The sequence below is a fragment of the Skermanella sp. genome (genome assembly GCF_059503625.1).
Genome location: NZ_JCACHA010000687.1, coordinates 1 through 12,127 on the forward strand (window position 1 = coordinate 1; position 12,127 = coordinate 12,127).

15 protein-coding genes are annotated in these 12,127 nt (G+C 64.9%); 6 read left to right on the top strand and 9 right to left on the bottom strand.

Annotated elements, in window-relative coordinates; translation table 11 throughout:
- The 8 genes from argB to AC5JJ6_RS22445 form a co-directional block, all read right to left on the bottom strand.
- Window positions 1-795, bottom strand: a 795-nt coding sequence (argB, locus tag AC5JJ6_RS22410) for an acetylglutamate kinase (protein WP_496044191.1), incomplete at its 3' end; no start/stop codon positions are given.
- 117 nt (window positions 796-912) lie between these two features.
- Entirely contained in the window at window positions 913-1,587 is a 675-nt protein-coding gene (gene yihA / locus AC5JJ6_RS22415; protein ID WP_496044192.1) for a ribosome biogenesis GTP-binding protein YihA/YsxC, read from the bottom strand.
- Between the two features lie 78 nt (window positions 1,588-1,665).
- Window positions 1,666-3,414: a membrane protein insertase YidC gene (yidC, locus tag AC5JJ6_RS22420; RefSeq protein WP_496044193.1), complete on the bottom strand. Its 1,749-nt coding sequence runs from the start codon at window positions 3,412-3,414 to the stop codon at window positions 1,666-1,668.
- A 9-nt stretch (window positions 3,415-3,423) separates the two neighbouring features.
- On the bottom strand, window positions 3,424-3,705 hold the full coding sequence (gene yidD, locus AC5JJ6_RS22425; protein WP_044431791.1) for a membrane protein insertion efficiency factor YidD: 282 nt from the start codon (window positions 3,703-3,705) through the stop codon (window positions 3,424-3,426).
- A gap of 16 nt (window positions 3,706-3,721) precedes the next feature.
- Window positions 3,722-4,126: a ribonuclease P protein component gene (gene rnpA / locus AC5JJ6_RS22430; RefSeq protein ID WP_496044194.1), complete on the bottom strand. Its 405-nt coding sequence runs from the start codon at window positions 4,124-4,126 to the stop codon at window positions 3,722-3,724.
- Between the two features lie 6 nt (window positions 4,127-4,132).
- Entirely contained in the window at window positions 4,133-4,267 is a 135-nt protein-coding gene (rpmH, locus tag AC5JJ6_RS22435) for a 50S ribosomal protein L34 (protein WP_084720933.1), read from the bottom strand.
- A 91-nt stretch (window positions 4,268-4,358) separates the two neighbouring features.
- The gene (locus AC5JJ6_RS22440) at window positions 4,359-4,874 is read right to left on the bottom strand and encodes a DUF29 domain-containing protein (protein ID WP_496044195.1); all 516 of its coding nucleotides are present in this window, start codon (window positions 4,872-4,874) and stop codon (window positions 4,359-4,361) included.
- Between the two features lie 39 nt (window positions 4,875-4,913).
- The gene (locus AC5JJ6_RS22445; protein WP_496044196.1) at window positions 4,914-5,708 is read right to left on the bottom strand and encodes a hypothetical protein; all 795 of its coding nucleotides are present in this window, start codon (window positions 5,706-5,708) and stop codon (window positions 4,914-4,916) included.
- Window positions 5,709-5,850: 142 nt separating this feature from the next.
- Between AC5JJ6_RS22445 and AC5JJ6_RS22450 the strand changes: the two genes are divergently transcribed.
- The 4 genes from AC5JJ6_RS22450 (at window position 5,851) to AC5JJ6_RS22465 (ending at window position 9,828) form a co-directional block, all read left to right on the top strand.
- Entirely contained in the window at window positions 5,851-6,573 is a 723-nt protein-coding gene (locus AC5JJ6_RS22450; protein WP_496044197.1) for a TVP38/TMEM64 family protein, read from the top strand.
- A gap of 2 nt (window positions 6,574-6,575) precedes the next feature.
- Complete coding sequence (locus tag AC5JJ6_RS22455; protein ID WP_496044198.1) at window positions 6,576-7,988, top strand: dihydrolipoyl dehydrogenase family protein; 1,413 nt, start codon at window positions 6,576-6,578, stop codon at window positions 7,986-7,988.
- A 95-nt stretch (window positions 7,989-8,083) separates the two neighbouring features.
- Entirely contained in the window at window positions 8,084-9,493 is a 1,410-nt protein-coding gene (locus AC5JJ6_RS22460) for a sensor histidine kinase (RefSeq protein ID WP_496044199.1), read from the top strand.
- 107 nt (window positions 9,494-9,600) lie between these two features.
- Window positions 9,601-9,828 carry a hypothetical protein gene (locus AC5JJ6_RS22465; RefSeq protein WP_496044200.1) on the top strand — a complete coding sequence of 76 codons (228 nt, stop codon included), beginning with the start codon at window positions 9,601-9,603 and terminating at the stop codon, window positions 9,826-9,828.
- A 104-nt stretch (window positions 9,829-9,932) separates the two neighbouring features.
- On the opposite strand, the gene AC5JJ6_RS22470 is transcribed toward AC5JJ6_RS22465, so the two are convergent.
- Window positions 9,933-10,190, bottom strand: a complete 258-nt coding sequence (locus AC5JJ6_RS22470) for a hypothetical protein (protein WP_496044201.1) — start codon at window positions 10,188-10,190, stop codon at window positions 9,933-9,935.
- Window positions 10,191-10,485: 295 nt separating this feature from the next.
- On the opposite strand from AC5JJ6_RS22470, the gene AC5JJ6_RS22475 reads away from it, so the two are divergent.
- A complete protein-coding gene (locus AC5JJ6_RS22475; protein ID WP_496044202.1) occupies window positions 10,486-11,358 on the top strand; it encodes a TIGR02587 family membrane protein in 873 nt (290 codons plus the stop codon).
- A gap of 8 nt (window positions 11,359-11,366) precedes the next feature.
- Entirely contained in the window at window positions 11,367-11,768 is a 402-nt protein-coding gene (locus AC5JJ6_RS22480) for a hypothetical protein (protein ID WP_496044203.1), read from the top strand.
- Window positions 11,769-12,127 lie beyond the last annotated feature (359 nt).

Sequence of the window (12,127 nt, forward strand, 5' to 3'; positions counted from 1 at the left end):
CTTCGGGATCATGCCGCCGCTGATCGTGCCGTCGGTCATGTAGCCGCGCGCGTCTTCCAGCGACATGTCGGAGATCAGGTTCTTCTGCTTGTCCAGCACGCCGGCGACGTCCGTCAGCAGGAACAGGCGGGTGGCGCCTAGTGCTGCCGCCACGGCGCCGGCGGCGGTGTCGGCGTTGATGTTGTATGTCTCGCCGTTGCGTCCCACCCCGATCGGGGCGATCACCGGGATGATATCGGACTTTTCGAAGGTTTCGAGGATCTGAGGGTTGACCTGATACGGCTCGCCGACGAAACCGAGGTCGAGGATGTTCTCGATGTTGCTGTCGGTGTCGCGCTGGGTGCGGCGCAGCTTGCGGGCGCTGATCAGGTTGGCGTCCTTGCCGGACAGACCGACGGCCTTGCCGCCCTGGTTGTTGATGGCGGAGACGATCTGCTTGTTGATCGAGCCGGACAGGACCATCTCGACGATGTCGACCGTTTCCTTGTCCGTCACCCGCAGGCCATCGACGAACGAGCTGTTGATCTTCAGCCGGTTGAGCATCGCGCCGATCTGCGGCCCGCCGCCGTGGACGACCACGGGGTTGATGCCGACCTGCTTCAGCAGCACGACGTCGCGTGCGAACAGCTCGCCCAGCGATTCGTCGCCCATCGCGTGACCGCCGTACTTGATCACGAATGTACGGCCGGAATACCGGCGCATATAGGGAAGGGCTTCGGACAGCGTCCGGGCCTTGGCGAGCCATTCCTCGCGGGTAAGCTGGGGCGTGGCGGGGGTGTCGTTCGGTTCGCTCATGGCGCGGGACTCTAAGTCAAAGGGACGATGCCTGCTAGGCCCGGTTTTGCGACAGACGCGTTTCCCAATGCAAGTGATTCAACCGCAACACTCCGAATCCACGGAACGAAAGCCGCCTCAGGAGTCCGCCAGCGTCGCCAGGCTGGCGCGGAGTTCCGCGACGCCGGTCCCGTCTTCCGCACTGGTGAAGGCGACCTCCGGATGGGCGGCGGCGTGCTTCTTCAGGCCTGCGGCGGTCTTTTCCCGCACTTCGGCCTGATCGGCCTTCTTGACCTTGTCCATCTTGGTCAGGACGATCTGGTACGGCACGGCCGACTTGTCCAGCATGTCCATGATCTCGATGTCGTTGGGCTTCAGCCCGTGGCGGCCGTCGATCAGCAGGCAGATCCGGCGCAGCGTCACCCGGCCGCGCAGATAGTTCTTCACCAGCTTCGTCCAGGCGTTGACCTTGGTCTTCGATTCCTTGGCATAGCCGTAGCCGGGCAGATCGACCAGGATCATCCTGCCGCCCAAATCGAAGAAGTTGAGCTGCTGGGTGCGGCCCGGCGTGTTCGACGTGCGGGCCAGCGTCTTCCGCCCCGTCAGCGCGTTGACGAGGCTGGACTTGCCGACATTGGAGCGGCCGGCGAAGGCGATCTCCGGCAGGGACGCTTCCGGCAGGTTGGCCTGATCGGCGGCGCCCCAGATGAAGTTGCATTCCTGGGCGAACAGCAGCCGGCCCCGCTCCATGCCGGCTTCGTCCTGTTCGGGCATCAGTGTCGGAATGATCTGGCCAGTCACGCTGTCGCTCATGATCTCATCTCTCTAGAAGCTGAAACGACAAGCGCCGCCGCGGTTTCCCGAGGCGGCGCTGTCGGTAAATGGTCCGGCTTAGACCTTGACGCCCATTCGCCGCATGATCAGCCATTGCTGGAGGATCGACAGCGAGTTGTTCCAGGCCCAGTAGATCACCAGACCGGCCGGGAAGCTGGCCAGCATGAAGGTGAACACGAAAGGCAGCGCCATGAAGACCTTCGCCTGCACCGGATCGGGCGGCGCCGGGTTCAGCTTCTGCTGAAGGAACATGGTGATGCCCATGATGATCGGCCAGACGCCGAGTTGCAGCATGGTCGGCGGCGTCCAGGGGATCAGCCCGAACAGGTTGAAGATGGTCGTCGGATCGGGGGCGGAAAGATCGTGGATCCAGCCGAAGAACGGTGCGTGACGCATCTCGATGGTGACGAAAAGCACCTTGTAGAGCGCGAAGAACACCGGGATCTGGATGACGATCGGCAGGCAGCCGCTGACCGGGTTGGCCTTCTCGCGCTTGTACAGCGCCATCATCTCCTGGCTCATCCGCTGGCGGTCGTCGCCGAACCGCTCGCGGATCTTGGTCATCTCCGGCTGCAAGGCCTTCATCTTGCTCATGGCCTTGTAGGACTTGTTGGCCAGGGGGAAGAAGGCCGCCTTGACGAAGACGGTCAGCACCAGGATCGCGACGCCGAAGTTGCCGAACAGCGTGCCGAGGAAATCGAGCGCGTAGAAGAATGGCTTGGTCAGGAAGTAGAACCAGCCGAAGTCGATCGCGAGGTCGAAATTCTTGATGCCGTACTGCTCGGCATAGGCGTCCAGCAGCTTGACCTGCTTGGCGCCGGCGAACAGGCGGTTGGTCGTCTCGGCGCTCTGGCCGGGAGCCACGGTGATGGCCTGACCGGTGTAGTCGACCTGGAAACGATCCTGCCCGTTGGCGGTCGTATGACGCACCCGTGCGTCGACCGCGGCGTTCTGGTCCGGAACCAGCGACACCAGCCAATACTTGTCGGTGATGCCCATCCAGCCACCGGTGCTCTGGTAGCTGATGTTGCCGTCTTCCTTGATATCGCCGTACTTGTGCTCGTGCAGGGTGCCGTTGAAGACGCCCAGCGGGCCTTCGTGCAGGATATAGTAGCCGAGCGTCGGCGGAATGCCGTGGCGGGAGATCAGGCCGTAGGGGACCATCGCCACCGGCTCGCCGGTGTTGTTGCGGACCCGCTGGGTAACCGTGAACAGGTAGTTCTGATCGACCGTGAAGGTCTTCTCGAACACCAGTCCCTGGCCGTTGTCCCAGGTCATCGTGACCGGGCGGTCGGGCGTCAGCGAATCGGCGGGGGCCGACCACTGCGTGTTCTGGCCCGGCACCGGCTGCTTGGTCTCGGCGGCCGGCACCCAGCCGAATTCGGCGTAGTAGGGCTGGCTGGTCCCGGCGGGCGACAGCAGGACGATTTCCGGACTGCCCGGATCGGGCGTCACATGGTAATCGGCCAGCGTCAGGTCGTCGACGCGGGCGCCGACGGTCGAGATGGTGCCGTGAAGGCGGGGCGTGTCGATCTTGACGCGCTGGCCGGCGGCGACGATCTCGGCGCGGTCGCGCGGAGCGCCGATGGCCGGCGCCGTGGCGCCAGGGATCGGAACGGGCGAACCGGGAGCGGTGACACCGTCCGGAGTGGTCGGAGCGGGCAGCCGGGCTTGTTCTTCCGCGCGCTGCTGCGCCAGTTCCGCCTTGCGCTGTTCCATGCGCGGGATTTCGTAGAAGTACTGAAATCCGAGCAGGATGACGATCGACAGCAGGATCGCCACGAGGAGGTTGCGCTGGTCAGTCATGGATCCTGGTCAGTCCCTGCCGTGGTCGCATCTGTTATGAATATTATCGTTCTTATGGTGACCGGTATCCGGTACCGGGTCCCAGCCCGCTCCGCCCCACGGATTGCACCGCAGGATTCGCCAGGCGGCCAGCAAGCCGCCACGGATCGCGCCGTGCTTAGATAGCGCTTCCAGAGCGTAGTTGGAACAGCTTGGTTCGAAACGGCAGTTGTTGCCCAGAATCGGAGCCAAGGTCCACTGGTACGCCGTAACCATCGCGCGCAGCAGCCATGCCACGGGAGATATGGTCATATCAGGCCGCACCGGGTCAAGGCTCCGCCGGCGGTGGCACGGCGCGCCAGACCTTCAGCCGCTTCAGACAGGTCGTAAGATCCTGCTTCAGGTCGGGCCAGGGGCGCACCAGCGTTTCGCCGCGCGCTATCAGCACATAGTCGTTGTCCGGCAAGCCGTGGACAGCCAGAATCTCCCGCGCGAGTTCGCGCAGCCTGCGCTTCGCCCGGTTACGGGCTACAGCGTTGCCGACCTTCTTGCTGGCCGTGAAGCCCACACGCAAAGACGCCTCGCCTGCATCGGGATGCTGGCGATCGTCATGGCGGCGGGCTTGCAAGATCAGGCCGGGAGCTACCCACTTGCGGCGGGCACCGGCTACAGCCAGAAATTCCGGCCGCCGCTTGAGGCGCCCGACGCCGGACGCACTCGATTCCGGCGGCATCTGACCTTAAGCGCTCAGACGCTTGCGGCCCTTGGCCCGGCGGGCGGACAGAACCCGGCGGCCACCGACGGTAGCCATACGGGCGCGAAAACCGTGCCGGTGCTTGCGCACGATCTTACTCGGCTGGTACGTGCGTTTCACGACACACTCCGTTGAAACATAAGGACTGGAAAAACGAGCACGCTGTATAGGGGCAGGGTGCCCGAGAGTCAACGGCAGTTGAGCGGAAGTTTCAGCGGGAAGCGGTGAAATCCGCAGGTTCGGCTGGCAGCCAGCCGGCGTGGGCGCCGCGCCCCAGCACCTGATCCAGGGTATAGGGCAGGTCGCGGGGCAGGATATCCGCGATATCCGGCTGATCGCATTCCAGCCCGTCGATGGCGCGGTTGCGGGCAAGGCCATAACGCGTCGGCAGCGTCTCCACCAGCTTCCGCTCCAGCGACGGCGTCAGGTCTTCCGCCAATTGAAGCCGGAAGTTTATGATCTCGCGCTGCCAGTGCCGCACCGGCGTCCGGATCGCCGCGAACTGGATCTTGAGCAGATGGGTGACGATCTGCTGATGAAGTTCCAATACCGCCCGCAGACAGCTCTTTCCCAAGCCTTCGACTTCATCGGCTAACCGCAGATGGTCGAGGGGCATGTCGGGATGCTTAGGCGTCAACTCGCGTAAGATGGCAGCCTGCTCAAGTGTCCATGCATAATAATCAATATCGTATAAGGATGCCGTTGGCATGACGATATCTCCAGCCATGCCTTATGGTCTTCCCTATCACCACCCCACGCAAGCCCGTCAGCGCCATTCGCCCTTCAGCAGCGGCTCGATCGCGTGCTTGCCCTTGGACAGCCGGAGCTGCTTGAAGATGTCAGCCGTCCCCTCGGTCTCGTCCTCCGGCTCCAGGTCGATGCCAAGGTCGCGCTTCACGTCGCTGCCGGCTCCGATCAGGATGAACTGGGCGCCCTCGTAGTCCAGCAGGCGCGGGTCTTCGGTCGCGAAACGGCGGTCGCGAAATTCCTCCTGAAGCTTGTCCGGGTAATCGGCCTTTTCCGCGCTGTCCAGTCCGGTATTGCGCGGCGATCCCTTCTCCGGGTTCTTGATCGAGAGCGCGAAGCTCGCCTCCGGCTCGATGTTGAGCTGCTTCTGGACCGGTCCCGGCTTGTCGGGAAGCTCCAGCGCATACGCCAGGTGCATCTTGCTTCCCGTCCGCGCCAGCACGTACACCCCTTCGCCGGCCGGGCGCGCGGCAGGACGTACGCGCTCGCCGCGCGTCTTCGTGTCATAATGATCCTCGCCCAGCGCCTCGGTCACCTGCCTGGCCGATTTTGCCACCAGATCGACGAAGCCCCAGTTCCGTTCATGCTCGCCGGTATCGGGAAGCCGCTTGGCGCCGATCGTCATCAGGCGGAAGCGGGCAGCACCCCCTGACCGGGCATCCGGCCGGAGCACCATGTGGAAGCGCTCGACATCGCCGATGCCGTCCACATCCTGTTCCGGCTCGTCTTCCGCCCGGACCTTGGGGCGGTAGATGAACCAGATATTGCCATGCTCGACCACTTCGGTCCGTCGGCGCTCCTTCTTCTCAGCCATATCGGGAAACTCCGTAGCGGTTCATCCAGTTGACTTGGATAACCGGAGGCGCACGGAAAGCTCACGGCAAGGTGACTGGCCGGTGATCGGCCCCGATGCTACCTCTGGCAGGACGCTTTCGTCATTGCAGAATGGATGCCCGATGGCCGCCACCGAACGAACGACGGACAAGAGAAGCGCCGGACGCTTCCTGCCCCTGGCGGCCCTCGCCGCCGGGCTCGTGGCCTTCTTCGCTCTGGGCCTCCATCATTATCTCAGCTTCGGAGCGCTGGCGGAAAACCGCGATTTCCTCAAGGGCTTCGTCGATGCTCATCCGGTAACGGCGCCGCTCGCCTTCATGGCCGTCTACGCGCTGGCCGTCGCCTTCTCGATCCCCGGCGCCTTGGTCCTGACCATCGCCGGCGGCTTTCTGTTCGGAACCTGGCTTGGCGGCCTCTTCGTCGTGATCGGTGCGACGGTCGGGGCCGTCGGCGTCTTCCTCGCCGCCCGTACCGCCTTCGGCGAGGGTCTGCGCCGCCGTGCCGGTCCCTGGATCGGCCGTCTGGAAGCGGGCTTCCGTGAAAACGCCCTCAGCTATCTGCTGGTCCTGCGGCTGGTCCCGCTGTTTCCGTTCTGGCTGGTCAATCTGGTGCCGGCCTTCCTGGGCGTGCCGCTGACGACCTATGCGCTCGGCACCTTCGTCGGCATCATTCCGGGCTGCTTCGTCTACGCGTCCGTCGGCAACGGGCTGGGAGCCGTCTTCGACGCCGGCGGCACCCCGGACCTGCGGATCATCTTCGAACCGGAAATCCTGCTGCCGATCATCGGCCTGTCGCTCCTGGCCCTGATCCCGGTGGTCTACAAGAAGTTCAAGGGAAAGGCGTGACCATGGCAACCATCGAAACGGACATCTGCGTCATCGGTGCCGGTTCCGGCGGGCTGTCGGTCGCAGCCGGCGCCGCCCAGATGGGAGCCTCCACCGTGCTGATCGAGCGCGGCGCCATGGGCGGCGATTGCCTGAACTACGGCTGCGTTCCTTCCAAATCGATGATTGCGGCGGGAAGGGCCGCCGATACCGTCCGCCACGCCGGACGGTTCGGCGTCAACGGTCATGAGCCGCAGATCGATTTCGGCCGGGTCCACGACCACATCCACGGCGTTATCGCCGCGATAGCGCCCAACGATTCCGTCGAGCGGTTCGAGGGTCTCGGGGTCAAGGTCATCCAGGCCGACGCCCGCTTCACCGCTCCCGACACGGTGGAAGCCGGCGGCACCGCGATCAAGGCCCGCCGCTTCGTGCTGGCGACTGGATCGCGCGCCTCCCATCCTCCCATCCCCGGCCTGGACGACGTTCCCTTCCTGACCAACGAGACGATCTTCGAGCGGAAAGCGGCGCCGGAGCACCTGATCGTGATCGGCGGCGGTCCCATCGGGGTGGAGATGGCGCAGGCGCACCGCCGCCTCGGCGCCGAAGTCACCGTCCTCCAGAAAGGCAGCATCCTGCCCAAGGACGACCCCGATCTCGTCGCCGTGGTCCGCGACCGCCTTGTCGCCGACGGCGTCGGTCTGCGCGAGGACGCCGATATCGCTCGAGTGGAACGACACGGCAACGGCATCGCCGCCGTTCTTGCCGACGGCAGCCGGATCGAAGGCTCCGACCTGCTGGTGGCAGCCGGCCGCCAAGCCAATGTCGACGGTCTCGGCCTCGAAGCCGCCGGGATCGAGTTTTCTTCCAAGGGCGTCACGACCGACGCCCGTCTCCGCACCACCAACCGCCGCGTCTTCGCGGTCGGCGACGTTGCCGGCGGACCGCAGTTCACCCACATCGCCGGCTACCATGCCGGCATCGTGATCCGGAACGCGCTGTTCCGCCTGCCGGCCAAGGTCGATTACTCGGCGCTGCCTTGGGTGACCTATACCGATCCGGAACTGGCCCATGTCGGCCTGACCGAATCCGAGGCGCGTGAATCGCACAAGGATATCCGCGTCCTCACCTGGAACTTCGATGAGAACGACCGCGCCCAGGCGGAGCGGGAGACCGAGGGCAAGGTCAAGGTGCTGACCCTGCCGAACGGACGCATTCTCGGCGCCTCCATCGTCGGTCCCCATGCCGGGGAATTGATCCAGGTCTGGTGCCTCGCCATTTCGCAGAAGCTGAAGATCGGGGCCATCGCATCGATGATCGCCCCTTATCCGACGCTGGGGGAGGCCGGCAAGCGGGCAGCCGGATCCTTCTACACGCCCAAGCTGTTCAGCGGCCGGACCCGGGGCCTCGTTCGCTTCCTGTCCTGGTTCGGCTGAAACAGCATCGCCCCGGTGCTAACCCGGTTCATTTTGCGCGCTATACCGGTATAAGCTGTCCGCCTGTCCAACGGAGCGGATCGCCGGCCAAACCCATGAAATCGCGCAGCCTTCGCGGCAGCCTGTCGGCCAAGCTGCTGGTGATGACCGTTCTATTCGTCATGCTGGCCGAAGTGCTGATCTTCGCGCCGTCGGTCGCACGATTCCGCGAGTCCTGGCTGGAAGGCCGAATGGCCGCCGGTCATCTGGCGGCGCTGACGATCGAGGCGGCGCCCGACCAGATGGTGACGCGGGAACTCGAGCAGAAACTGCTGGCCCATGTCGGCGCCTACGCCGTCGATCTGGTGATGCCGGACGAACGCATCTACATGCTCGGCGTCTCGGCCGTGCCGCCGGCCGCCCAAACCTACGACCTGCGCCGGTCCATGTGGTTCGACCTGGTCGGCGACGCGCTCCGCGTGCTGGTCCGGCATGACGACCGGGTGATCAAGATCGTCGGAGCCTCGCCCAAGGACTCCCGCGCCACCGTCGAGCTGGTGCTCGACGAGGCGCCGCTCCGCGCCGACATCATCGATTTCGCCGGCCGCATCCTGCTGCTGTCGGTGATGATATCGCTGATCACCGCCGGCCTCGTCTTCCTCAGCCTCAATGCCCTGATGGTCCGCCCGATGCGGCGGATCACCGCCAGCATGATGGCTTTCCGCCGCGACCCCGAGGACCCTGCCGCGACCCTGCCGCACACGTCCCGCGCCGACGAGATCGGCATGGCCCAGCGCGAGCTGATCGACATGCAGGCCAGCCTCCGCGCGGCGCTCCGGCAGAAGGAACGGCTGGCCGCGCTCGGCACGGCGGTCACCAAGATCAACCACGACCTCCGCAACATCCTGTCCACCGCGGCCCTGGTGTCCGAACGTCTCGCGTCGAGCGACGATCCGGAGGTTCGCCGCGTGACCCCCCGCCTGATGCAGTCGATCGACCGCGCGGTCGAGCTGTGCAGCCAGACGCTGGCCTATTCCCGCGACGGCGTGCTGCCGCTCCGCCGTTCCCGGATTCCGCTGGCCGAGCTGGTGGACGAGGTCGGGACCGAACTGACGCCGCGTGCCGGGGATGCCGGCGTCCGCTGGATCAACCGCGTCGGCGACGGCGTGATCGTGGAAGCCGACCGCGAGCAGCTGTCGCGCGCCCTGATCAACCTGGGCCGCAACGCGCTGGAGGCAGGCGCCACCGAAATCACCGTCTCCGCCGGCAGCGGCGAGGGCGACCGGCTGGAACTCACCGTCACCGATAACGGTCCCGGACTGCCGCCCCGCGCGCGGGAAAACCTGTTCCTGCCCTTCGCCGGTTCCGCCCGTGCCGGAGGCACCGGCCTCGGCCTCGCCATCGCGCGCGAAGTCGCCCGCACCCATGGCGGCGACATCCGCTTGGCGGAAACCAGTGGCCGGGGAACGTCCTTCGTCATGGAACTACCGGCCGTCCTGTCTGTCTCCGGGATATCGGGCGGGTGATTGCACGGCGCGCCGTATTTCCCTATTAGAAGATCGGCTTGGCGGGCGGCGTCATGCGGCCTTGCCCATATCGGCAGACCAGCGGAAAAGACCAAAAGGAGCGGATGATGGATCAAATCGGAACATGGATCGCGAACGGCATAGTCGGTGTGATCGGCATCCTGGGGCTGTTCGTGGCGTCGCGGGCGACCGACAGCACTTTCTATTCCCTTGGGCTGATCGTTTTCGCGCTCGCGGTGGCGTTCATCTTCTACTCGATCCGGCGCGGCTTCGATAAGGCGGGAGCGCGTCCGCGCGGTCCGGAGGACACGGCGGCCCACAGCCACAGCCCGTAACTGCGGGACGCGGCACAGCGGGAAAAACAACGGAAAAAGGCGCGGCCCCCGACCGGGTGCCGCGCCTTCTTCATGATCCGGGCCAGGCCCGGACCCGATCGTGATCAGGAGTTGATCGTGATCGAGCCGATCGAGGTGTTGTCGCTGACGTCGCCGCCCAGCGCGCCCTGGGCGCCCGAGTTGGAGCCGGCGTCGCCGCCGAAGCCCGAGGCTTCCGCGCCGGCCGAACCGCCGCCGTAGCCGCCGAAGGCCGAGGCGCTGCCGAGGCCGGCGCCGCCGAGAGCCGAGGAGCCCGAGGTGGAGTGGCCGAACGCGTCACCACCCGACTTGCCGCTCTGCTCGACGCCGATGTTGTTGGTCATGATGCTCTCCGCTGATCAAGGGTTTGTTTGAACTTGGTCGGCAGTCCGTCTCGTTCCGCCGATGCATCCTATATCAGCAAGCCTCGTGCCACTTTCGAAAGGGGTAGAAAAATCGGCATGATCCCAGCGTTTGCCTCGGCGCGTCCCTCCTCGGCGGCATGTTTAGCACCGCCGCATAGTCGAGTTTGCTGGAACCTGTCTAGAAAATCTGGACTACCCAATACGGGTATGGGGAACCCGGCTGCCGAAGCGCGCTTTCCATCACGAGGAGCGTCTGCATGGGGAGCGGGAGATCTTGCCATCTGCCGGCATGATATGGGACCGGAAGGCCAACAGGGATTTCGCGATCGCCAGCGCGCGGGCGTTCGGCGGGGCTATCGTCTTCTCGTTGCCGCTGATGATGACGATGGAGATGTGGTGGCTGGGCTTCTACATGGACCGCTTCCGGCTGGTCCTGTTCCTGGTTCTGACCGTTCCCGTCCTGGCCGTGCTGTCCCACTACGCCGGGTTCGAGCGCGCCGACGGCCCGCTGGACCTCACCCTTGATGCCTTTGCCGCACTGGCCGTGGGCTTCATCGCTTCCGCCCTCGTCCTGGCCCTGCTTCACGTCCTTCAGGCCGGCAACTCGCCCGACGAACTGGTCGGAAAGGTCGTGCTCCAGGCCATACCCGGCGCCATCGGCGCCATGCTGGCGCGCAGCCAGCTGGGCGCGCGCGGCGACGATGAGGACTCCGGAGATGGCGATCCGGACGAGGAGGTCGAGGAGGCGCGGCGCGACACCTACGCAGGCGAACTGTTCCTGGCCGGCATCGGCGCCATGTTCATGGCCTTCAATGTCGCCCCGACCGACGAGATGGTCCTGATCGGGCTGATGATGACGGAATGGCATGCGATCGCCCTTGTCGCCGCCTCCCTCCTGCTGATGCACGCCTTCGTCTATGCCGTCGAGTTCAGGGGCACGACGCGGCGGGGGGAGGACGTTCCCTTCACCAGCGAATTCCTGCGCCTGACGATGGTCGCCTACGCCCTGTCCCTGCTGATCAGCCTCTATGTGCTGTGGACCTTCGGCCGCACCGACGGTCTAGGGTTGCTGGAGCTGGTCAAGGTGACCCTGGTGCTGGGTTTCCCCGCAGCATTGGGCGCCGCGGCCGCCCGCCTGATCCTGTGAACCGATCCATGAACGGAAGCAGCGATACCGGGCGTACGGAAATCCCCGCTCTGGAATGGCTACTGGGCAGCATCGGAGCGCTGATGGTGGCCGGAGCCATCGGTTTCCTGGTGTGGACCGGCATGGTCAACGGCGACTCTCCTCCCGATATCCGGGTCGAAGTCGTTCGCGTGATCGAGCAGCGGAACGGCTGGCTGGTCCAGATCAGCGCCTTCAACGAGGGCGGCAGCGCCGCCTCCGAAGTCACGGTCGGCGGCGAGTTCACGGCGCCCGACGGGACCGTGGAATCCGCCGAACTTCGCCTCGACTACCTGCCCTCCCGATCGGGCCGGCAGGGCGGCCTGTTCTTCTCCCGCGATCCCAGGACCGGCGGCCTGAACGTCCGCGCCTTGGGCTATGCTGAACCTTGATCTTGCCAAGTCAAGGATCGGAAGACGCAAACTTCGGCATCGTCTCGGATCGGGTTTTCAAGGCAGAAATAGAAAAAGAGCGGCGCATAGCTGCGCCGCCCCATAAGCTAACGCTCTAGCTGTGGCTTGTTATCGCCTATGCTAGAGCGGCTGCCCTCCCGAAGAGGCCAGTCTCAAAGCCCGATGCCGATGGCAGAGCGGGTACATGATAGAGTTAGACCCAATAGTGAAAAGTGTCAAGGTGGAAATTGAAACAAACGAGCAAAGCTCTTCTCTATAGAGTCAAGTTTCGGCCCAACTCCTATCGCAAATAGAACCCCCCTCCTAATCCAATCCAAATCATGATCTGATAGAACGGG

Coding starts and splice junctions, on each gene's coding strand:
- AC5JJ6_RS22470 (WP_496044201.1), bottom strand. CDS start 10,190: ATGACCAACAACATCGGCGTCGAGCAGAGCGGCAAGTCGGGTGGTGAC.
- AC5JJ6_RS22460 (WP_496044199.1), top strand. CDS start 8,084: ATGAAATCGCGCAGCCTTCGCGGCAGCCTGTCGGCCAAGCTGCTGGTG.
- AC5JJ6_RS22465 (WP_496044200.1), top strand. CDS start 9,601: ATGGATCAAATCGGAACATGGATCGCGAACGGCATAGTCGGTGTGATC.
- yihA (WP_496044192.1), bottom strand. CDS start 1,587: ATGAGCGACAGCGTGACTGGCCAGATCATTCCGACACTGATGCCCGAA.
- rnpA (WP_496044194.1), bottom strand. CDS start 4,126: ATGCCGCCGGAATCGAGTGCGTCCGGCGTCGGGCGCCTCAAGCGGCGG.
- AC5JJ6_RS22455 (WP_496044198.1), top strand. CDS start 6,576: ATGGCAACCATCGAAACGGACATCTGCGTCATCGGTGCCGGTTCCGGC.
- AC5JJ6_RS22445 (WP_496044196.1), bottom strand. CDS start 5,708: ATGGCTGAGAAGAAGGAGCGCCGACGGACCGAAGTGGTCGAGCATGGC.
- yidD (WP_044431791.1), bottom strand. CDS start 3,705: ATGACCATATCTCCCGTGGCATGGCTGCTGCGCGCGATGGTTACGGCG.
- AC5JJ6_RS22450 (WP_496044197.1), top strand. CDS start 5,851: ATGGCCGCCACCGAACGAACGACGGACAAGAGAAGCGCCGGACGCTTC.
- AC5JJ6_RS22480 (WP_496044203.1), top strand. CDS start 11,367: ATGAACGGAAGCAGCGATACCGGGCGTACGGAAATCCCCGCTCTGGAA.
- yidC (WP_496044193.1), bottom strand. CDS start 3,414: ATGACTGACCAGCGCAACCTCCTCGTGGCGATCCTGCTGTCGATCGTC.
- AC5JJ6_RS22440 (WP_496044195.1), bottom strand. CDS start 4,874: ATGGCTGGAGATATCGTCATGCCAACGGCATCCTTATACGATATTGAT.